General features: G+C 69.9%; 16 protein-coding genes and 2 pseudogenes. 12 read left to right on the top strand and 6 right to left on the bottom strand.

Annotation, left to right across the window (positions count from 1 at the left end; translation table 11 throughout):
- The first annotated feature begins 52 nt into the window (after positions 1-52).
- Positions 53-1,144: a D-alanine--D-alanine ligase family protein gene (locus CRP45_RS25885; RefSeq protein ID WP_097247393.1), complete on the top strand. Its 1,092-nt coding sequence runs from the start codon at positions 53-55 to the stop codon at positions 1,142-1,144.
- 151 nt (positions 1,145-1,295) lie between these two features.
- Here the strand turns inward: CRP45_RS25885 and CRP45_RS25890 are convergent, their stop codons facing one another.
- Positions 1,296-2,264 (bottom strand): DUF3515 domain-containing protein, encoded by a 969-nt coding sequence (locus CRP45_RS25890; protein ID WP_097247394.1) that lies wholly within the window; start codon positions 2,262-2,264, stop codon positions 1,296-1,298.
- 189 nt (positions 2,265-2,453) lie between these two features.
- Between CRP45_RS25890 and CRP45_RS25895 the strand changes: the two genes are divergently transcribed.
- The 4 genes from CRP45_RS25895 to CRP45_RS25910 all read left to right on the top strand — a co-directional run bounded on the left by CRP45_RS25895 (position 2,454) and on the right by CRP45_RS25910 (position 5,388).
- Entirely contained in the window at positions 2,454-3,422 is a 969-nt protein-coding gene (locus CRP45_RS25895) for a thiamine-phosphate kinase (RefSeq protein WP_097247395.1), read from the top strand.
- A gap of 11 nt (positions 3,423-3,433) precedes the next feature.
- Positions 3,434-4,117, top strand: coding sequence for a uracil-DNA glycosylase (locus CRP45_RS25900; protein ID WP_097247396.1), 684 nt, complete (start codon positions 3,434-3,436; stop codon positions 4,115-4,117).
- Positions 4,118-4,193: 76 nt separating this feature from the next.
- Positions 4,194-4,448 carry a hypothetical protein gene (locus CRP45_RS25905; RefSeq protein WP_067781970.1) on the top strand — a complete coding sequence of 85 codons (255 nt, stop codon included), beginning with the start codon at positions 4,194-4,196 and terminating at the stop codon, positions 4,446-4,448.
- A 58-nt stretch (positions 4,449-4,506) separates the two neighbouring features.
- Positions 4,507-5,388, top strand: coding sequence for an alpha/beta fold hydrolase (locus tag CRP45_RS25910; RefSeq protein WP_097247397.1), 882 nt, complete (start codon positions 4,507-4,509; stop codon positions 5,386-5,388).
- Position 5,389: 1 nt separating this feature from the next.
- On the opposite strand, the gene CRP45_RS25915 is transcribed toward CRP45_RS25910, so the two are convergent.
- From CRP45_RS25915 to rpmB, 3 genes and pseudogenes are all read right to left on the bottom strand, one after another.
- Positions 5,390-6,178, bottom strand: a complete 789-nt coding sequence (locus CRP45_RS25915) for an enoyl-CoA hydratase/isomerase family protein (RefSeq protein WP_097247398.1) — start codon at positions 6,176-6,178, stop codon at positions 5,390-5,392.
- Between the two features lie 187 nt (positions 6,179-6,365).
- Positions 6,366-6,740 (bottom strand): annotated as a pseudogene (locus tag CRP45_RS25920) (N-acetyltransferase family protein); the annotation flags it as partial.
- A 109-nt stretch (positions 6,741-6,849) separates the two neighbouring features.
- The gene (gene rpmB, locus CRP45_RS25925) at positions 6,850-7,041 is read right to left on the bottom strand and encodes a 50S ribosomal protein L28 (RefSeq protein WP_039799620.1); all 192 of its coding nucleotides are present in this window, start codon (positions 7,039-7,041) and stop codon (positions 6,850-6,852) included.
- Between the two features lie 277 nt (positions 7,042-7,318).
- Here rpmB and CRP45_RS25930 point away from each other — a divergent pair, with 277 nt between their 5' ends.
- Together CRP45_RS25930 and recG are read left to right on the top strand one after the other, a co-directional pair.
- Positions 7,319-9,166, top strand: coding sequence for a DAK2 domain-containing protein (locus CRP45_RS25930; RefSeq protein WP_097247399.1), 1,848 nt, complete (start codon positions 7,319-7,321; stop codon positions 9,164-9,166).
- 10 nt (positions 9,167-9,176) lie between these two features.
- On the top strand, positions 9,177-11,453 hold the full coding sequence (gene recG / locus CRP45_RS25935) for an ATP-dependent DNA helicase RecG (RefSeq protein ID WP_097247400.1): 2,277 nt from the start codon (positions 9,177-9,179) through the stop codon (positions 11,451-11,453).
- A 46-nt stretch (positions 11,454-11,499) separates the two neighbouring features.
- On the opposite strand, the gene CRP45_RS25940 is transcribed toward recG, so the two are convergent.
- Entirely contained in the window at positions 11,500-12,969 is a 1,470-nt protein-coding gene (locus CRP45_RS25940) for an MFS transporter (protein ID WP_245910438.1), read from the bottom strand.
- Between the two features lie 184 nt (positions 12,970-13,153).
- Between CRP45_RS25940 and sigJ the strand changes: the two genes are divergently transcribed.
- On the top strand, positions 13,154-14,068 hold the full coding sequence (sigJ, locus tag CRP45_RS25945) for an RNA polymerase sigma factor SigJ (RefSeq protein WP_097247402.1): 915 nt from the start codon (positions 13,154-13,156) through the stop codon (positions 14,066-14,068).
- Between the two features lie 3 nt (positions 14,069-14,071).
- Here the strand turns inward: sigJ and CRP45_RS25950 are convergent, their stop codons facing one another.
- A complete protein-coding gene (locus CRP45_RS25950; RefSeq protein WP_174554785.1) occupies positions 14,072-15,493 on the bottom strand; it encodes a short-chain fatty acyl-CoA regulator family protein in 1,422 nt (473 codons plus the stop codon).
- 158 nt (positions 15,494-15,651) lie between these two features.
- Here CRP45_RS25950 and CRP45_RS25955 point away from each other — a divergent pair.
- The 4 genes and pseudogenes from CRP45_RS25955 to CRP45_RS25970 all read left to right on the top strand — a co-directional run bounded on the left by CRP45_RS25955 (position 15,652) and on the right by CRP45_RS25970 (position 19,727).
- A pseudogene (locus CRP45_RS25955) lies at positions 15,652-17,020 on the top strand (MmgE/PrpD family protein).
- The gene (gene prpB, locus CRP45_RS25960; protein ID WP_097247403.1) at positions 17,020-17,943 is read left to right on the top strand and encodes a methylisocitrate lyase; all 924 of its coding nucleotides are present in this window, start codon (positions 17,020-17,022) and stop codon (positions 17,941-17,943) included. Before CRP45_RS25955 ends, prpB begins: the two are co-directional and overlap by 1 nt.
- Complete coding sequence (locus CRP45_RS25965) at positions 17,940-19,082, top strand: bifunctional 2-methylcitrate synthase/citrate synthase (protein ID WP_097247404.1); 1,143 nt, start codon at positions 17,940-17,942, stop codon at positions 19,080-19,082. The genes prpB and CRP45_RS25965 overlap by 4 nt, the downstream gene beginning before the upstream one ends.
- 267 nt (positions 19,083-19,349) lie before the next feature.
- A complete protein-coding gene (locus CRP45_RS25970) occupies positions 19,350-19,727 on the top strand; it encodes a nuclear transport factor 2 family protein (RefSeq protein WP_097247405.1) in 378 nt (125 codons plus the stop codon).
- Positions 19,728-19,837: the final 110 nt, after the last annotated feature.

Here is a 19,837-nt window from a genome sequence, read left to right on the forward strand (position 1 = left end):
GGCGGCCCGGTCCGCGCTCGCGGCGGTGCCCGGTGCGGGTACGGTTCGGTGCATGACGAACCGGATCAGGGTGGCTGTGGTGTTCGGCGGGCGCAGCAATGAGCACGCCGTCTCGTGTCTGTCGGCCGGCAGCGTGCTGCGCAACCTGGATCCGGAGAAGTACGAGGCCGTCCCGATCGGCATCACCACCGAGGGCGCCTGGGTGCTCGGCGGGGCCGAGGTGGCCGCGCTGCGCCGCACGGACGACGAACTGCCTTCCGTCGACGCCTCCGGCACCGCCCTGACGCTGACCGCGGACCCGCAGCGCGCGGGGTCGCTGGTCGCCCTCGACGATCCCGCCGCCGCCCTCGGCTCGGTCGACGTGGTCTTCCCGATCCTGCACGGCCCGTTCGGCGAGGACGGCACCCTGCAGGGCATGCTCGAGCTCGCGGGCATCCCGTACGTGGGCCCCGGCGTGCTGGCCAGCGCGGCGGGCATGGACAAGGAGTTCACCAAGAAGCTGCTCGCGGCCGACGGTCTGCCGATCGGCACGCAGGTGGTGCTGCGCCCCGGCGTCGCGACGTTGTCCGCCGACGAGCGGGAGCGGCTCGGCCTTCCGGTGTTCGTCAAGCCCGCGCGCGCGGGTTCCTCGCTCGGCATCACGAAGGTGGACGACTGGAGCGAGCTGGACACCGCCATCGCGACGGCGCGCGAGCACGATCCGAAGGTGATCGTGGAGTCGGGCATCGTCGGGCGCGAGGTCGAATGCGGCGTGCTGGAATTCCCGGACGGCCGGATCGAGGCCAGCGTGATCGCCGAGATCCGGATGCCCGACGACGACGCGCCGGAGTTCTACGACTTCGACACCAAATACCTCGACGACGTCTGCGAGTTCGACGTTCCTGCGAAGCTGGACGACGAGGTGGCCGAGCAGATCAGGGAACTGGCGGTCCGCGCCTTCCGCGCGCTCGACTGCCAGGGTCTCGCGCGGGTGGACTTCTTCGTCACCGAGCAGGGGCCGGTGATCAACGAGATCAACACCATGCCGGGCTTCACGGCCATCTCCATGTATCCCCGCATGTGGGAGGCGACCGGCGTGGAGTACGGCGCGCTGGTCTCGACGTTGATCGAAACCGCGCTGGCTCGGGGGACCGGCCTGCGCTGAGCGGCTCGACCGAAGGTGGCCTTTGGTCGATTCTGGCGGGTGATGGTCACCTTCAGTCGACAGTTGTCTCCTGACCGGCCGGGCTCGGGACGCACATGTCCAGGGCGAAACCTGCTGGTGACAGTAGGAATTCGTGGACCGGCGGTTGTGGTCAGTTCGGCAGCGGGCCCGGGTCGAGCGGCTTGGGGGGCAGGTTGGCGGTGATGGTGTCGGAGACCTCTTGCAGCGGGGTGGGTCCCGAACCGTCCGGCACCGTCAGCGCGATGTAGGTCTCGCGGTCGACGGCGAACCAGGTGCTGGCCTTAGCGGCGTCGTCGCGCGCTTCGAACCACTGGACGTCGTTGACGATCTGGAGCGGTGAGGCGCGGTGGAATTCGAGCGGCCGGTCCAAGCCGCAGCGCAGCACGATGGCGTCCCCGCCGTCCGGGCGCTGCCAGGCGCGGGTGGCGGGGGGAGCGGGTTCGACCAGGGTCGACTTGGTGAACTCGCCGAGGTCGGCTGGCAACGCGGGCAGCAGCTTGGTGCAGGCCTCACCGGTAGCGGCGGGCGCGGGCACCGGTCCGAGCACCAGCGGTTCGCGTTCCACGGGCATGCGGCGGGCGAGTACGGCGGCGACCAAGACGGCGACGACAAGGACGACCGGCAGGGCGACGGCGGTCGCGATCAATGCCGGGGGATACGGGCGGGATTCGTCGCTTTCGGTCTCGGACTCCGAGGTGGCGCTTGGCTTTTCGTCGGCGTCGGGTGTCTCGGTGGTGCGGGACCGCTCGATGATCTCGGACTTGCTGTCGGGGCGGGCCTGCTCGGTGGCCGTGGACTCGTCGGCGTCGGGTGTCTCGGTGGTCTCGCGCTGGTTGGTGGCGCGGGGCCGCGCGGCGGCTTGGGACTCGCCCGCGCCGGGCGTCTTGGACCTGCCGGTGACCTCTGGCTCGTGGTCGGCGCGCGATTCCCCGGCGGCCCGGGCCTCGTCGGTCGCGCCGGGCTGCTCGCTGGCGACGGTCTTCTCGGCGGGCCCCGGCGCTGCCTTCCCGGCATCGCCCTTGCCGAGGTCGGTCGGCTTCCGACCCTCGGCGGGTTCTTGCCCCTGCGCCGAGTCGCTGTCCGACGAGTCCGCCGCCATGCGTACCGGTCCTTCCTCTTCGCGCTCGCTGGAGCCGGTCGGCGCGGGTCGCGCGGGCTGCGTCGCGGCGGGCGCCGCGCACCGGCTCGGTGGTCTCGATTGCCCTGCACAGGGTACCGTCGAGCCGATTCCAGCTGGCACTACCTCGGGAAGGGACCGGTCATCAGCGAGAGTTCGGCGCCGCGGACGGTGCGTGAGCTGGGCGAGTTCGCGCTGATCGAGCGCATCAACGCCCGCAGGGTGCAGGCGCCCGCCGTGCTGCTCGGTCCCGGCGACGACGCTGCGCTGGTCGCCGCGCCCGACGGCCGCTTCGTGGTGACCACCGACATGCTGGTCGAGGGTCGACACTTCCGGCGCGACTGGTCGAGCCCGCGCGAGATCGGCCGCAAGGCGATCGCGCAGAACGCCGCCGACGTGGTCGCCATGGGCGCGGCGCCGACGGCTTTCGTGGTGGCGCTCGGCTGCCCCGCGGAAACGCCCGTCGAGGTAGTCGACGAACTGGCCGACGGCATGTGGGCGGAGGCGGCGCGCGCGGGCGGCTCGATCGCGGGCGGCGACCTGGTGCGCAGCCCCGAACTAGTCGTCTCGGTCACCGCGTTCGGTGACCTGCGTGGCAAGGCGCCGGTCACCAGAGCCGGTGCGCGAGTGGGCGACACGGTGGCGGTGGCCGGTCGGCTGGGTTGGTCGGCCGCGGGGCTGGCCGCGCTCACCGCGTCCGCCGACGCCGAGGAGTTCGCCGAAGCCCTTGCGGCCCATCGGGTCCCGCAACCACCGTACGAGGCGGTGCTCGGATCGTCCTGGCGGGCGGGGCACTCGCTCACCGACGTCTCCGACGGACTGCTCGCCGATCTCGGCCACATCGCCGAGGCCTCCGGCGTCGGGATCGATCTCGACGCGGCCGCGCTGCGTGACCCCGCTCTCGACGCGCTGGCCCGCCGACTGGATGCCGATGCGGCGCAATGGATTCTGGCCGGGGGCGAGGATCACGCCTTCGCGGGAACCTGGCCGAGTGGCGCTGAGCTGCCGGAAGGCTGGCGCGCGATCGGCCGGGTGACGGCCGGGTCGGGGGTCACCGTGGACGGCGCGCGGCACGAGGGCGGCAACGGTTGGGAATCGTTCCGTGGGGCGGACTCTGCGTCCGGCCCCGACCCACGATAGGTTGTGCGGTCATGGGCGCGAAACCATTGTCGGAAATCATGGATCCGGGCTGGGCACAGGCCTTGGAACCGGTCGCGGACCGGATCAGGGAGATGGGCGAGTTCCTGCGGGTCGAGAACGCCGAGGGCCGCGGCTACCTCCCCGCGGGTGAGAACGTGCTACGCGCCTTCCAGCGACCGTTCGACAAGGTCCGCGTGCTGATCGTGGGCCAGGATCCGTATCCGACGCCCGGTCATCCCATGGGCCTGAGTTTCTCTGTGGCGCCGGACGTTTCGCCGATTCCGCGCAGCCTCGCCAACATCTTCGCCGAGCTGCACAAGGACCTCGGCCACCCGACGCCTTCCTGCGGCGATCTGAGCCCGTGGTCGGATCAGGGCGTGCTGCTGCTCAACCGCGTGCTCACCGTCTCGCCGGGCAAGCCGGCCTCGCACCGCGGCAAAGGCTGGGAGGCGGTCACCGAGCAGGCCATTCGCGCGCTCGTCGCGCGGGACGAGCCGCTGGTGGCTATCCTCTGGGGCCGCGACGCCTCGACGCTGAAGCCGCTGCTGGGCGAGGCCGAGGTGCCCTACATCGAGTCCGCGCACCCCTCCCCACTGTCCGCGTCCCGCGGCTTCTTCGGCTCGCGTCCGTTCTCGCGGGTCAACGAGCTGCTCGACGAACTGGGCGCCGAACCCGTCGACTGGCGCCTGCCCTGATCCCCTTCTCCGCCCGGCCCGCCGGGAACCAGCACCACCAGCACCACCGCACGAACACCAGATGAGGAGCACTGCAATGCAGCACAACACCGTTCGCGGCGCCTTGCGCGGCACCACCGCCACGCTGGCCATGGCCGCCGCCATCGCGGGCGCGACGTCGGCGGCGACCGCCGCGCCGCTTCCGCTGGAGCCCGCCACGGCGACCAGCGAGACCGCACCGGTGGCCGAGGAGTTCACCTCGACCGGCTCCTCCACCATCTCCGCCTCGGTGAACGCGAAGGTCGCGTGCCTGTTCCAGCGCACCTTCAGCGCCATGCGCCTGGACTGCTGAGCGCCGCGTTACCAGAGGCTCACGACGAGGCGTACGCGTCCTGTGCGATGCTCAGATCGTGAGTAATGCGAACAATCTCCTCGAGCCCACTCGGCTGCGGTTGCGCGGTTCGGGTGGGCTCGAGCTGGCTGCCGACCAATTCGGCCCGGTCGACGGCCCGCTCGTCGTCTTTCTGCACGGCGGCGGACAGACCAGGCACTCGTGGAAGCAGACCGGCGCCAAGCTGGCCGCGGCCGGGATGCGAGTGATCACCCTGGACGCGCGCGGCCACGGCGACAGCGAGTGGTCGCCGGACCGCGACTACAGGCGCGAGACGATGGTCGCGGACCTGACCCTCGTGCTGGAACAGCTCGACGCCGCGAGCGCACCTGGCGGGGGTGCGGTCGTGGTCGGCGCCAGCATGGGCGGCATCACCGGCCTGCTGACCACGGCGTCGCCGGGCGGTGCGTCGATCCGCGCCCTGGTCCTCGTCGACATCGTCACCCGGCCCGAGCCCGAGGGCGTCGCAAGGGTCATCGACTTCCTCAGCAAGCACCGCGACGGCTTCGACACCCTCGACCAGGTCGCCGACGCGGTCGCCGAGTACCTGCCGCACCGGCCGCGGCCGGAGAACACCGATGGTCTGCGGCGCAATCTGCGTCAGCGTGACGGCCGCTGGTACTGGCACTGGGATCCGGACATGCTGCGCGACCGCGTCGAGGATCCGAGCGCGATGATCGAGCCGATGGAGGCGGCGGCCAGAGCCCTGCGGATTCCGGTGCTGCTGGTGCGCGGCATGCAGTCCGACGTGGTGAGCGCCGAGGGTGCCGCGGCGTTCCAAGCGCTGGTGCCGCACGCCGAGATCGTCGAGATCGGCGGTGCCGCGCACACCGCGGCCGGTGACGACAACGACTCGTTCACCGACGCGGTCGCGAAGTTCGTGGTGGAGAACCTGAAGTAGGTCAGGCCTGGTCGCGGTAGTCGGGCTTGCGCTTGGCGACGAACGCGTCGACGCCTTCGCGTCCCGTGCGGCTGTTCGCCGCCGCGGCGATGAAATCGCGCTCCAGATCCAGCTGTTCGCTCAGTGACGTCGAATCCGACTGTGCCATCAGCGATTTGATGGCGGCATAGGTGGAGCGCGGCCCGCGCGCCAGTTCCTGTGCGAGCGCGAGCGTCTCGGCGCGCACGTCGTCGTCGGCCACCAGGCGGCTGAGGATGCCGAGCCGCACGGCCTCGTCGGCGTCCAGGACGGCGTCGGTGAGCAGGATCTCGGCGGCGCGCCCCGCGCCGACGATGCGCGGCAGCGTCCAGGACATGCCGCCGTCGGGGCTCAGGCCGATGCCGGGATAGGCGGGACGCAGCTTGGTGGACGGGCCGCCGAACGCGATGTCGGCGGCGCAGACCAGGCTCATGCCCGCGCCTGCCGCCCAGCCCTGCACGGCGGCGAGCACCGGAACGCGGGTTTCGTCCAGCGCGCGCACGAACGCGTGCAGATCCGTCGCGAGGCCGTGGATGTGGGCGCCGCGGTCCTCGGCGGCGGCGAAGCCGCGCACGTTGCCGCCCGCGCAGAAGTTCGCGCCCGATCCGGTGAGGACGACCGCGCCGATTTCCGGGGCGAGGTCGGTCAGCGCCGCGGTGCCCGCGTTGATCCCGGCGAAATCCATCGAGGTGCCGTTGGCGGCGGTGGCGATCGTGATCTGGAGGACGCCGTCGGTGGTCGTGACGTACTCGGTTTGCGCGGTGGAGGTCATGAGGGAACCCTATCGTTCGCTCGGGCCCGGCTTCGATTCTCGCTTCCGCTACCCGCTGGTTCCGGCGGCGCGCACCATCCGCACCTGCATGGCGATGGTGAAGTCCTCGACCTTGCGCCCCTTCCAGCACGAAACCGTGCTTGCGGTAGAAGGCCTGCGCGCGCGGGTTCTCCTCGAACACCCACAGCGAGCACGGCAGGCCGGGGGTGACGGCGGTGTCGAGCAACTCGCTCGCCAGCCCGGTCCCGTACCAGCCGGCGCGCACGTACAGGGCGTTCAGTTCGAGCGGCGCGACGGGCGCCCGGTCGCGGGGCGGGCCCGCATGGGCGAAACCGACGACGAGGCTCTCGACGACGGCCACGTGCGTGCGGTCGGGATGCGCGATGCGGACGCGCTCGAAGGCCTCGGCCCGTCGGTCCACGTCGAAGGCGTCGAGGACGTGATCCGGGACCAGGCCGCGGTAGGCCTCACGCCAGCAGGCGATATGGCATTCGGCCAGGCCGCGGACGTGTTCGGCGGCGAGCGGCGTGATCCGCCACGCTCGGCTGTTCACCTCGGCCATGCGAGGCCTCCGGATCGCTGGAGTGGAACACCTACCGACGACGACGCCCCGGAACACCCTTGTCGGGCGCCGGGGCGTATGTCTTGGTGCTGATCGACCGGCGGCCGAATCAGCCGCGAGCCACCTTGCCCGCCTTCAGGCAGGAGGTGCACACGTTCATGCGGCGGGTGTTGCCCGGGGCAACCTGCGCGCGCACGGTCTGGATGTTCGGGTTCCAGCGACGGTTGGTGCGCCGGTGCGAGTGCGAGACCGACTTCCCGAAGCCGGGGCCCTTGGCGCAGACGTCGCAGACGGCAGCCATAGTCGCGAACTCCTTCATGTCATGTGGGGACCGCCGCACAATGATGCGGCATGTCCGGAAACAATGTCGTGATGTGCCCTGCCGACTGACGTCGACCAGCGCAGGCCAGCTTCAGGCCGCACGAGCAACCCAGCAAGGGTAGCCAATGCCGTGCCGATCCGCCAAACCGGGACCCGGTCGGACGGGCCGTCCCGACCGTCGAACACCCCCACAGCATACCGATTCGGTGTCACGCGGCCGCTGTCGGTATCGCCAGCTAACCTGGCGGACGGCGGTGATGTGCGGGCGGTGCGAAGGGAGCGAGGTGACGGTGCCGGGGCAGCGGGAGGAGATCGACGGCGCGGCGCTGCGGGACTGGAGCCGCCTCTGTCTGGACGGTCTCGAAGAGCGGCGCGCGGAGATCAACGCGCTCAATGTCTTCCCGATCGCCGACGCCGACACCGGCACCAACCTGCTCGCCACCATGCGCGCGGCGGTCCGAGCGGCCGACGCCGCGCCGGACGACACGAGCGCGAATCGGGTCGCCGCCGCGTTGGCGCGCGGCGCCACCGCGGGCGCGCGCGGGAACAGCGGCATTCTCCTCTCGCAGGTGCTGCGCGGCATCGCCGAAGCGACGACGGACGGGCCGCTCACCGCCGAGACCTTGCGTTCAGCCCTGCGCCGCGCCGCCGAGCTGGTCCGCGAATCGCTGAGCGATCCGGTGGAAGGCACCCTGCTCACCGTGCTGGAGTGCGCGGCCGAGTGCGCGGCGAACTGCCCCGAGGACACGCTCGCCGAGGTGGCCGTCGCTGCCGCCGACGGCGCGGCCAAGGCGCTCGGCGACACCCCGTCCCAGCTCGGGGTGCTGCGGGCGGCCGGTGTGGTGGACGCGGGCGCGCGCGGGTTGGTTGTGTTGCTCGACGCGCTGGTGGCCGTCACTCTCGGCGAGACTCCGACCAGACCCGACTACTTGCCGGGTGAATTCGCCGCGGTGGCAGACGCTTCCGACGACGTCGTGGAGTTCGACGGCGCGCACTTCGAGGTCATGTACCTACTCGCCGATACCGATCTGCCGCGCGTCACCCGGCTGCGCGAGCGCCTTGCCGAACTCGGCGATTCCGTCGTGGTGGTGGGCGACGGCAGCGGAAATTGGTCCGCCCACGTGCACTGCGCCGACGCGGGCGCGGCGGTGGAGGCGGGGCTCGCGGCGGGCGTCGTGCGCGACATTCGCATCGAGAGCTTCGCCATCACGGCACCGATCGGCCGCGATCACCTCGAACCGCCGCGCTCCGATGGGAATCGCGCCGATCGAGGTCATGCCGATAGGTCCCACGAGAACGACGCCGATCGAGCCTGCGCCGATCGGTCCCGGTCCGATGAGAACCACGCCGATCGGACGCGTGCCGACCGGGCCTGGACCGGCGAGAGTCATCTCGATCGGGCAGGCGCTGATCGGTCCCGGGGCGGCGAGAGCTACGCCGACCGCGGCCCCGCCGATCGCGGTGTGCTCGCCGTCGCGGCAGGGTCGGACGCCGCGGCGCTGTTCGAGGCGGCGGGCGCGCGGGTGCTCGATGCGCACCCGGTGACCTCGGCCGCGCTGCTCACCGCGATTCGCAGGATGCCGCACCGCGAGGTGCTCGTGCTTCCGAACGGCGCGCTGCCCGCGCACGAACTGGTGGCCGTCGGTGTCGCCGCGCGCGACGTGCACCGCGACGTGCTGCTTTTGCCGAGCGGTTCCATGGTCCAAGGCCTGGCGGCATTGGCCGTGCACGATCGTGGCCGGATCGCCGTGGACGACGCGTTCGCGATGTCGGAGGCGGCCGCGGCCACGCGGTGGGGTTCGCTGCGCGCGGCCACCGAGCGCGCGCTGACCATGGTCGGCACCTGCGAACCTGGCGACGGACTCGGGTTGGTCGGCCACGACGTGGTGGTGATCGACCGCGACGTGCGCGGCGCGGCGCTGACGCTGCTGGACCGGATGCTCGGCCTCGGCGGCGAATTGGTCACCCTGCTGATGGGCGCGGACGCCCCCGCCGGGCTGGCCGAGGAGTTGAGCGCGCACATCGCACAAGGCTTTCCCGGCGTCGAGGTCACGGTGTATTCCGGTGGCCAGCAAGGGGATCTGGCGCAGATCGGGGTGGAGTGAGGGTGGAGACATGGCGACACTGAGCGATCGGCTGGACCACATCCTGGGTGCGAAGGCCGCGGATTCGCTGTCCGACGCCTTCGACATGCACACCGTCGAGGACCTGCTGCGGCACTACCCGTTGCGCTACGCGACCCAGGGGCAGCCGCTCACCGAGGAAGCGCCCGAGGACGGTTCGCACATCACCGTCATCGGCCGGATCACCAAGACCGAGCTCAAGCCGATGCGCAACCGGCGCGGATCGCTGCTCAAGGTCTTGCTCGACACCGGGTCCGGTCGCCCGGTCGACGTCACGTTCTTCAACGGCGACAAGGTGAAATACGTTGTCAAAGAAGGACTTCGGGCGATGATGTCGGGCACGGTGAGCTACTGGCGTCCCGGCAGCTGGAACCTCAGCCATCCCGGCTACCTGATCCTGCCCGAGACCGAGGACGATTCGGTGGGCACCTTCACCAAGGTGCGCGGTGGCGGCGACCTGCGCGGTCTGGCGCAGAGCGCGAAAGGCGCAGGGGGAGTGGATGTCTCGTTCATGGAGCGCGAGTTCATCCCGGTGTACCCGGCCACCGCGAAAGTGCAGAGCTGGGACCTGCTCGCCTGCGTGCGCCAGGTGCTCGAACAGCTCGACCCGATCGATGATCCGCTGCCGGAGGACATTCGCGAGGACCGCGCCCTCATGCCGGTCTCCGACGCGCTGCGGCTGATCCATCTGCCGGAGCGCAAATCCGATATCGACCGCGCCAAGGACCGGCTGCGCTTCGACGAGGCGCTTGCGCTGCAACTGGTGCTCGCCGAGCGGCGCCACGAGGTCGCGGGCCGGGTCGCGCGCCCGTGCCCGCCGCGCACCGACGGCATCGCCGCGGCCTTCGACCGGCAGCTGCCCTTCGAGCTCACCGCCGGTCAGCGACAGGTGATCTCGGAGATCTCCGCCGATCTCGGGCGCACCCAGCCGATGCACCGGCTGCTGCAGGGCGAGGTCGGCTCCGGCAAGACGATCGTCGCGCTGCACGCCATGCTCCAGGTGGTCGACGCCGGTCAGCAGTGCGCGCTGCTCGCGCCCACGGAAGTACTTGCCGCCCAGCACTATCGGTCGCTGCGCGCGATGCTCGGCGAACTCGGCACGGCGGGCGAGCTCGGCGCGGCGGAGCAGTCGACCCGGGTGGTGCTGGTGACCGGCTCCATGTCGGCCGCGGCGAAGAAGGCCGCGCTGCTCGAGGCCGTCACCGGCGAGGCGGGCATCGTCATCGGCACGCACGCGCTGATCCAGGACAACGTCGAATTCTTCGACCTCGGCATGGTGGTGGTCGACGAACAGCACCGCTTCGGCGTCGAACAGCGTGACGCGTTGCGCGCCAAGGCGAAAGCTGGCTCGAGCCCGCACCTGCTCGTGATGACCGCGACCCCGATTCCGCGCACCATCGCGATGACCACCCTCGGCGATCTGGAGACCTCCACCCTCACCGAGCTGCCCCGCGGCCGTTCGCCCATCACCTCGAAAGTCGTTCCGCGCAAACTGCATCCGAACTGGGTCGACCGTGCTTGGGAACGCATTCTCGAAGAGGTCAAAGAGGGCCGCCAAGCGTACGTGGTGTGCTCGCGCATCGGCGACGACGAGGAGAACGGCGGCTCCGGTAAGGGCCGGGGTCGCGGGAAGGCGGCCGAGGAGAAGGAAGCGCCGACCACACAGGCTGTCGTCGACGTCTTCGAGATGCTGCGCGCAGGACCGATGGCGGGCGTCCGGGTCGGCCTGCTGCACGGCAGGCTGCCCTCGGACGAGAAGGACCAGGTCATGCGTGCCTTCAACGACGCGGAGATCGATGTGCTCGTCTGCACCACGGTCGTCGAGGTCGGCGTCGACGTGCCGAACGCGACGGTGATGGTGATCGTGGACGCCGACCGGTTCGGCGTCAGCCAGCTGCACCAGCTGCGCGGGCGGATCGGTCGCGGCAAGCACCCCGGCCTGTGCCTGCTGATCACCGACGCCGCGCCCGGCGGTTCTGCCATGACCCGGCTGGAGGCGGTGGCCGCAACGACCGACGGTTTCGAGCTCGCCGTACTCGATCTGCGCCAGCGCCGCGAGGGCGACGTGCTCGGCGCGGCCCAGTCCGGCACAGCCAGCTCGCTCAAGCTGCTCTCCCTGCTCGACGACCTCGAAGTCATCACTGCGGCACAGGATTTGGCCAGGCAATTGGTCGAGGCTGATCCCGGGCTGCGCGAGCACCCCGGTTTGGCGGGCATGATGCACGCCGCCGTCGACGGCGAGCGACTGGAGTACCTGGCCAAGTCGTGACGCGAACGAGGGACGGACCGCGTTGGTCCGTCCCTCGCTCGGATGGTTATGCCGCGAAGACTTTCGGCTGGTCATCGGCCGCGTCGGCGTCGTTCTCGCCGCGCGAGTCCGCGGTCCACAGCCCGATGATCGCCCCGGCGATCGCGATCAGGCCGCCGACCAGCAGCGCGCGCTGGAAGCCGTCGGTCATCGCGTCCAGATGCGGTTCGCCCGCCGCCAGTTGCGCGGTGGTGCGGGAGGTGGCGATCGCGGTCAGCACGGCGATACCGAGCGCGCCGCCGATCTGCTGGGCGGTGTTGAGCAGGGCCGCGGCAAGTCCAGCCTGTTCGGCGGGCACGCCTGCGTTGGCGGCGGTGGTGTTCGCGACGAACACCGCGCCCGCACCGATCGACATGACCAGCATGCCGGGCAGCAGGTGCGCCAGGTAGGACCCGTCGGTCGGGATGAACGACAGCCACACGATGCCGAGCCCGGTGATCGCCGCGCCGCCCACGATGACCGGCCTGGTGCCCACCCTGGCGAACAGCTTCGCCGAAAGTCCCGCCGCCACACCGATGGTCAGGCTCACCGGCAAATACGCCACGCCCGCCGTGAATTCGCCATAGCCGAGCACCGACTGCATGTACAGCGTCACGAAGAAGAACATCGCCAGCATGCCCGCCGCGACGATCAGGTGGGTGAGGTTCGCCGCGGCCAGACCGCGGATGCGGAAGATCGACAGCGGCACCAGCGGATCGGCAGAGCGGTGCTCGTTGACCACGAAGGCGATGAGCAGCGCGGCCGCGCCGCCGAGCAGGGCCAGCGTCGTCGCGTCGCCCCAGCCGTGCTCCGGCGCCTTCACCAGGCCGTACACCAGCAGCATCAGGCCGCCGGTGCCCAGCGCGGTGCCGAAAAGGTCGAAGCCGCCGCGGATCTCGTTGCGCCGATCGTTGGGGACGAGCGCCGGGATGGCCGCGAGCACCAGCAGGCAGACCGGGGTGTTGACGTAGAACACCCAGCGCCAGCCGGGTCCCTCGGCCAGCACGCCGCCGAGGAAGACGCCCGCCGCCGACGCCAGCCCCGCCGCCCCGCCCCACACGCTCAGCGCTGTGGTGCGGTCGGAGCCTTCGCGGAAGGTAGTGGTGAGGATGGACAGCGCGGCGGGCAGCATCAGCGCCGCGCCGACGCCCTGGGCCAGCCGCGCGCCGATCAGCAACCCGCTGTCGTCGGCGAGTCCGCCGACCGCCGAGGCGACGGCGATGAGCAGCGTGCCCGCCACGAGCACGCGGCGACGGCCGAGCAGGTCGGCGAGGCGGCCGCCGAGCAGCATCAAGCCGCCGTAGGTCAGTAGGTAGCCGCTGGTGACCCATTGCAGGGTCGCCACGTCCATGCCGAGCTCGCGCTGAATGGTCGGCAGCGCGACGTTGACGATCGAGCCGTCGACGAAGTCGAGGAACGCGACCGTGCACAGCAGCGCCAGCGTGAGTTTGCCGCGGCGGGTCGCCAGATACGAGGGTGATTCGGTCGGTGATCGCACGTGTCGGGTCCTTCTCTGCGATTCCGGACGGTTTTCGTCCTGTCGCCAACCAAGAGCGACGGCGCCGAGGGGAGGTGACGCCGGGAGAGTCAGATCACACTTCGCGGCCCCGATGTCACGTTCCGCGCGTCGAAACACTCTCGGGATACGACAGCCGCGCGAGCTTTCCGGCACAGGAGGAACGATGATCGAGACCATGGACGAACAGGCGACGGAAGTCTTCGCCGAGCATCGCGAACTGCTCTTCTCGATCGTGTACAACATGCTCGGTACCGTCACCGACACCGAGGACGTCCTGCAGGACACCTGGCTGGCCTGGGTGTCGCGCCACCGTTCCGACCTCGGCAAGATCACCAGCCCGCGGGCGTACCTGGTGCGGATCGCGGTGAACAACGCGCTCTCGCGCAGGGAGACGCTGGCCCGTCGGCGCGAGACCTACGTCGGGCCGTGGTTGCCCGAGCCGCTGGTGGCCGACACCCCGGAGGTGAGGGACAGCGCGGACGCCGCCGAGATCGCGTTGCGCGGCGAGTCCGTGTCGCTGGCGATGCTCGTCGTCCTGGAGACCCTCACTCCGCTGGAGCGGGCGGTGTTCGTGCTGCACGAGGTGTTCGGCTATCCGCACGCCGAGATCGGCGCGCTGCTCGGCAAGGAGACCCCGGCGATCCGCCAGCTGGCGCACCGGGCAAGGAATCACGTGCAGGCCAGGCGCCCGCGCTACCAGGCCGACGCGCGGACTCAGCGGGCGGTGACCGAGCGCTTCCTCGCCGCTCAGCTGAGCGGGGACGTGACGGGTCTGCTCGAATTGCTCTCCCCGGACGTCACATTCCTGTCCGACAGCGGCGGGCTGCGTCGGGCGGCGCTGCGGCCGGTGCACGGACCGGACAAGGTCGCGCGCCTGCTCACCAGCCGCATGGTGTTGACCTCCGTCCCCGACATGACGATTCGGTACGGGTGGACCAACGGCGAGCCGTCCGCGGTCGTCTATTCCGGCGGTGCGTTGGCCGCCGTCCTGCTGCTGGATGTCGACCCGGACACCGGAAAGGTGCGCACGGTCTACGCGATTCGCAATCCGGAGAAGCTGGCCCACCTGCGCGGGTGATGCTCAGCGCAGCATCCGCGGATACGGCAGGTCGGTGCTGGTGTTCTCCGACACCGCCAGCGGACTGCCGATCTGCGGGAACGCCCGCTGCGGGCAGGCGGGCCGCTCGCACACTTTGCATCCCGCGCCGATCGGCACCGCGGCGCCGGGGTCGTCCAGGTGCAAGCCGGTCGAATACACCAGGCGGTCGGCGTATTCGATGTCGCAGCCGAGTCCGATGGCGAAATTCTTTGTCGCCGTGCCGAATCCGTGCGGTGCGATGAAGGCCGTCCGGGCGATCCACAGGTAGCGCCTGCCGTCGGGCATGGACGAGATCTGGGTGAGGATGCGGCCCGGATGGGCGAACGCCTCGTGCACCACCCACAGCGGGCAGCTGCCGCCGACGCGGGAGAAGTGAAAAGCCGTGGCGGACTGGCGTTTCGAGATGTTGCCCGCGCGGTCGGTGCGGACGAGGAAGAACGGAACCCCGCGCTGGCCCTGCCGTTGCAGCGTGCTCAGGCGGTGGCAGATGGTCTCGAAGCCGACCTCGAAACGCAGGCTCAGCAGGTCGATGTCGTAGCGCAGTTCCTCGGCCGAGCGCAGGAACCGGCCGTAGGGCAGGATCAGCGCGCCCGCGAAGTAGTTGGCCAGACCTATTCGGGCCAGCGCGCGGGATTCACCGGTCAGCGAGGGGGTTTCGCTGAGCACCGCGTCGAGCTCGGCGCCGAAGAGCAGGAAGCCGAGGGTCGTCGCGATCTGGAAGGCGCGCTGGCCGGGACGCAGTCTGCGGGCCAGGGTCAGGGTTCGGCTCTCGGGGTCGTAGTGGCGCTTCGGGATCGAGGGGTCTGCGCCGTCGCCGCGCACCAGAACGGTCACGCCAGCGCGCTCCTCGGCGATCCTGGCGAGCTGGCGGTCCAGCGAACCGATCGTCAGGCCGCACTCCTCGAAGAGCTGTTCGGCGAGGTGGTCCAGGTGCGGGATGTGGTTGTGGTGGTCGTAGAAGAAGTCGCGGACGTCCTCGTAGGGCATCGGGACGCCGGGTCCGCCGGTGGGCGCGGCCACCCGGGAGGACAGGAGATCGAGTTGGTCGGTGGCGGCGCGCAACCGCCGGTGCATGGCGACCAGGATGCGAGCCACCTCCGGCTGGCGGGTGGCCAGCTCCTCGACCTCGGTCAGCGGGGCGCTGTCGCCGCCCGCGGCGTCGACGAGCACCTCGTGTAGGTCGGAGACCAGACGCGCGTCGGAGTCGGCGGCGAAGAACTGCACGTCCAGGTCGAAGGTGGAGTTGAGCTTCAACAGCACCGGAATGGTGAGCGGTCGCTGGTCGCGTTCCAGCTGGTTGAGATAACTGGGCGAGAGATCGAGGGATTTCGCCAGTGCAGCCTGCGTCATCCGCCGTTCCTCGCGCAATCGCCGCAGCCGGGCGCCCGCATACATCTTGCGCACGGGCGAATCCTAGCGGCTTCGCCTTCGCAAACATCGCAGAATCGGTACTTCTCGCCCACAAAAATCGGCATATGCAAGGGGTTTTTGCTTCGACATTCGCTGCGTAGCGTGCGAAGAGAGGCCCTTGGGTCGGTAGCCGTCCAGAACCAGGAGGATGCATGAAGACCCATATAGTACGCGCTCGCGCCGCCGACGAGGCTTTTCCGCGCGGCGAACATCTCGCCGCGAAATCGCTGAGGTCGCCGCCGATCCGGTCGAGGTGACCGACGAGGTCGCCGAGATGATCGTGAACCGGATCATCGACAACGCGGCCATCGCCGCGGCGTCGGTGCTGCGTCGTCCGGTGACCAGCGCCCGCACCCAGGCGACGGCCCAGCCGTACCGGCCGCGTGAGGGGCGGTCGGGCGGCACGGTGTTCGGCCTGTCGACGCAGACCAGGGTCTCGCCGGAGTGGGCCGCGTGGGCCAACGGGGTCGCGGTGCGCGAGCTGGACTTCCACGACACGTTCCTCGCCGCGGAGTACTCACACCCCGGCGACAACATCCCGCCGATCCTCGCCGTCGCCCAGCACACCGGCCGCACCGGAGCCGAGCTGATCCGCGGCCTGGCCACCGGCTACGAGATCCAGATCGACCTGGTGCGCGGAATCTGCCTGCACGAGCACAAGATCGACCACGTCGCCCACCTCGGCCCTTCGGCCGCCGCGGGCATCGGCACGCTGCTCGGCTTGGACACCGAGACCATCTACCAGGCCATCGGCCAGGCGCTGCACACCACCACCGCGACCAGGCAGTCGCGCAAGGGCGAGATCTCCAGCTGGAAGGCCTACGCACCGGCGTTCGCGGGCAAGATGGCGGTCGAAGCGGTGGACAGGGCGATGCGCGGCGAAGGCGCGCCCGCGCCGATCTGGGAGGGCGCCGACGGCGTCATCGCGTGGCTGCTGGGCGGAACGGACGTCGAATACCAGGTGCCGCTGCCCGCGCCCGGCGAGGCGAAGCGAGCCATTCTGGACAGCTACACCAAGGAGCACTCGGCCGAGTACCAGAGCCAGGCCCAGACCACTCCGTTCCTTATATCTTCGCGGTGGCGCTGCAGGACGGCGGCTGGCACCACGAGCGCTCCTACACGCCCGAGCGCGCGCAGCGGCCGGACACCGTCGAGCTGTGGCACAAGATCTCCACGGTCGAGGACCCCGAGTGGACCCGCCGCTACCACTCGACCGACCCGAACGAGAAGGCGTTCGGCGCGCGTGCGGTGGTGACGTTGAAGAGCGGCGAGATCATCGTCGACGAACTGGCCGTGGCCGACGCGCACCCGCTCGGCGCGCGTCCGTTCGCCCGCGCCCAGTACATCGAGAAGTTTCGGACGCTGGCCGACGGGGTAGTAGATCCTGCGGAGCAGGACCGTCTTCTCGACGCGGCGCAGCGCACCGCGAAACTCGGTGCGGGCGAACTCGATCAGCTGACGTTCACCGTGGCGCCCGAGGTCCTCGGCCGGGCACCGGAGGTTCGTGAGGGGATCTTCTGATGCCCGACCAACTCCGTTCCGGCCTGATGGCCGCCGCCACCACCGCCGCCGACAAGCGGGCGGCCTTTCGTGCCGGACTGAACTCCGGTCGCATCCAGCGCTTGCCCGGGGCGTTCAATCCGCTGGTGGCCACGCTGATCCAGCAACTGGGCTTCGAGGGCGTGTACGTCTCCGGTGCGGTGGTGTCGGCCGAATTGGCGCTGCCCGACATCGGTTTGACCACGCTGACCGAGGTGGTCGAGCGCGGTCGCCAGATCGCCAGAATGACCGACCTGCCCGTGCTCATCGACGCCGACACCGGTTTCGGCGAGCCGATGAACGCCGCGCGCACGGTGACCATGCTCGAGGACGCGGGCCTCGCGGGCTGCCACATCGAGGATCAGGTGAATCCCAAACGCTGCGGTCACCTCGACGGCAAAGCCGTTGTGCCGGTGGACGATATGGTGCGCAGACTGCGCGCCGCTGTCTCGGCGCGGCGCGATCCCGGCTTCGTGATCTGCGCAAGGACCGACGCGCGCGGCACCGAGGGTTTGGACGCGGCCATCGATCGCGCCAAGGCCTATGCCGACGCGGGGGCGGACCTGATCTTCACCGAAGCGCTCGCCGACGCGGCCGAGTTTGCGAAGTTCCGTGCCGCCGTTGATGTTCCGCTGCTGGCCAACATGACCGAGTTCGGCAAGTCCGAACTGCTCTCGGCGGGGACGCTGGAGGATCTCGGCTTCAACGCGGTGATCTACCCGGTGACCACATTGCGGCTGGCGATGCACGCGGTGGAAGAAGGACTGGCCGAGATCGCCTCGACCGGAACGCAATCCGGGCTGCTCGACCGCATGCAGCACCGTGCCCGGCTCTACGAGTTGCTGGAATACCAGCGCTACAACGACTTCGACTCCGGAATATTCACCTTCACGCTGAGCGAGTGAACCATGACCGAGATCAGAAAGGGCCTGGCGGAGTGGTGGTCGATACCACCGCCATCTCCAAGGTCGTGCCCGAGACCAATTCGCTGACCTACCGCGGTTACGCGGTCCAGGATCTGGCCGCGCACTGTAGTTTCGAAGAGGTCGCCTACCTGCTGTGGTACGGCGAGCTTCCCGACGTCGCCCAGCTCGAACTGCTGTGCCAGCGGGAGCGCGCGCAGCGGCGGATCGACCGGTCGATCCTGTCGCTGATCGAGAAGATGCCCGACAGCTGCCACCCGATGGACGTCGTCCGCACGGTGGTGAGCTACCTCGGCGCGGAGGACGCGGGCATCGACCCGGACGGCGTCGCCGCGCCAAAAGACTTGCTGGCCAGGGCATTACGGTTGACCGCCGTGCTGCCGACCGTGGTCGCCGCCGACAAGCGCCGCCGCCGCGGCCTCGATCCCATTGCGCCGCACTCGCACCTGGGTTTAGCGGAGAACTTCCTGAACATGTGCTTCGGCGAGGTGCCGGACCAGCGGATCGTCCGCGCCTTCGAGGCGTCGCTGATCCTCTACGCCGAGCACAGCTTCAACGCCTCCACCTTCGCCGCCCGCGTCGTCACCTCCACCCGCTCCGACCTCTACAGCGCGGTCACCGCCGCCATCGGCGCACTCAAGGGGCCGCTGCACGGCGGAGCCAACGAGGCCGTGATGCACATGATGTTGGAGATCGGCGAGCCGGAGCGCGCGGCGGACTGGTTGCGCGCCAAGCTCGCCGCCAAACACAAGGTGATGGGCTTCGGCCACCGCGTCTACAAGAACGGCGACTCCCGCGTCCCCACCATGAAGGCGGCGCTGGACGAGGTGGCCGCGGTGACCGGCGGCGAGCGCTGGCTGCGAATGTACGACGAGCTGGAACGAACCATGCTCGAGGCCACCGGCATTCGCCCGAACCTCGACTTCCCGGCCGGACCCGCGTACTACCTGATGGGTTTCGACATCGAAATGTTCACCCCCATCTTCGTGCTCAGCCGCATCACCGGCTGGACCGCCCACATCGCCGAACGGTCGGCGGCCAACGCGCTCATCCGACCGCTGTCGGAGTACACCGGGGTGCCCCAACGCGAGCTGCTCGCCGCGGGGTCAGCGCGCCGCTAGGCCGAGGCGGAGGCGCCTGCCACAAAGGTTTCGTACGCGTCACATAGGCACCGGCTATGTGGCGCGTGCAGAACGTGTGTGGGATCGCCTCGGTGCGGCCGGTGGGCCGGGAGGCGGCACCGGCGGTCTTGCGGGTGGCCAGAGCGGTGGTGCGACGGGTGCGGCATGGCCGGGCGGGCTTGGGTAACCGCTGTTCAACCAAGCAATTGTTTGGTTGAATCGGTTGATCGAGCCGATGACCCCGGTGCCAAGGAAGCGAGCGTTGCTATGACCGATCCCGACGAACTCGTCCGCGCGATGTGTCGGAGCTGGTCGGATCCCGACCCCGATCGGATCGCTTCGTATTTCGCCGAAGACGCGGTGTACCACAACATTCCGATGGAGCCGATCGTCGGCCGTACCGCCATCCGAGACTTCATCGCAGGCTTCCTCACCACCTTCGACGCCATCGATTTCGACATCCACCACCAGGTGACCTCGGGCAACGTCGTCATGAACGAACGCACCGACACCTTGCGCGGCAACGGCCGCGACACCCCACTCCCCGTAATGGGCGTCTTCGAGGTCGACAACGGCGCCATCACCGCCTGGCGCGACTACTTCGACATGGCCGCCATCAACCGCGCCTTCGGCCTGCCCACCTGAGCGGAGCCGCCACCTTACACCGCCGGGAGCCGCGCCATCTCCGGCCTCGACTCGATCCAGGCTGAGCGGACTCGGTGGCGTTGTGAGCGAGCCGGGTCGGCCATCGGCTG

The sequence above is a fragment of the Nocardia amikacinitolerans genome, from assembly GCF_900215415.1.
In the GTDB taxonomy this organism is placed as follows: Bacteria; Actinomycetota; Actinomycetes; order Mycobacteriales; family Mycobacteriaceae; genus Nocardia; species Nocardia amikacinitolerans.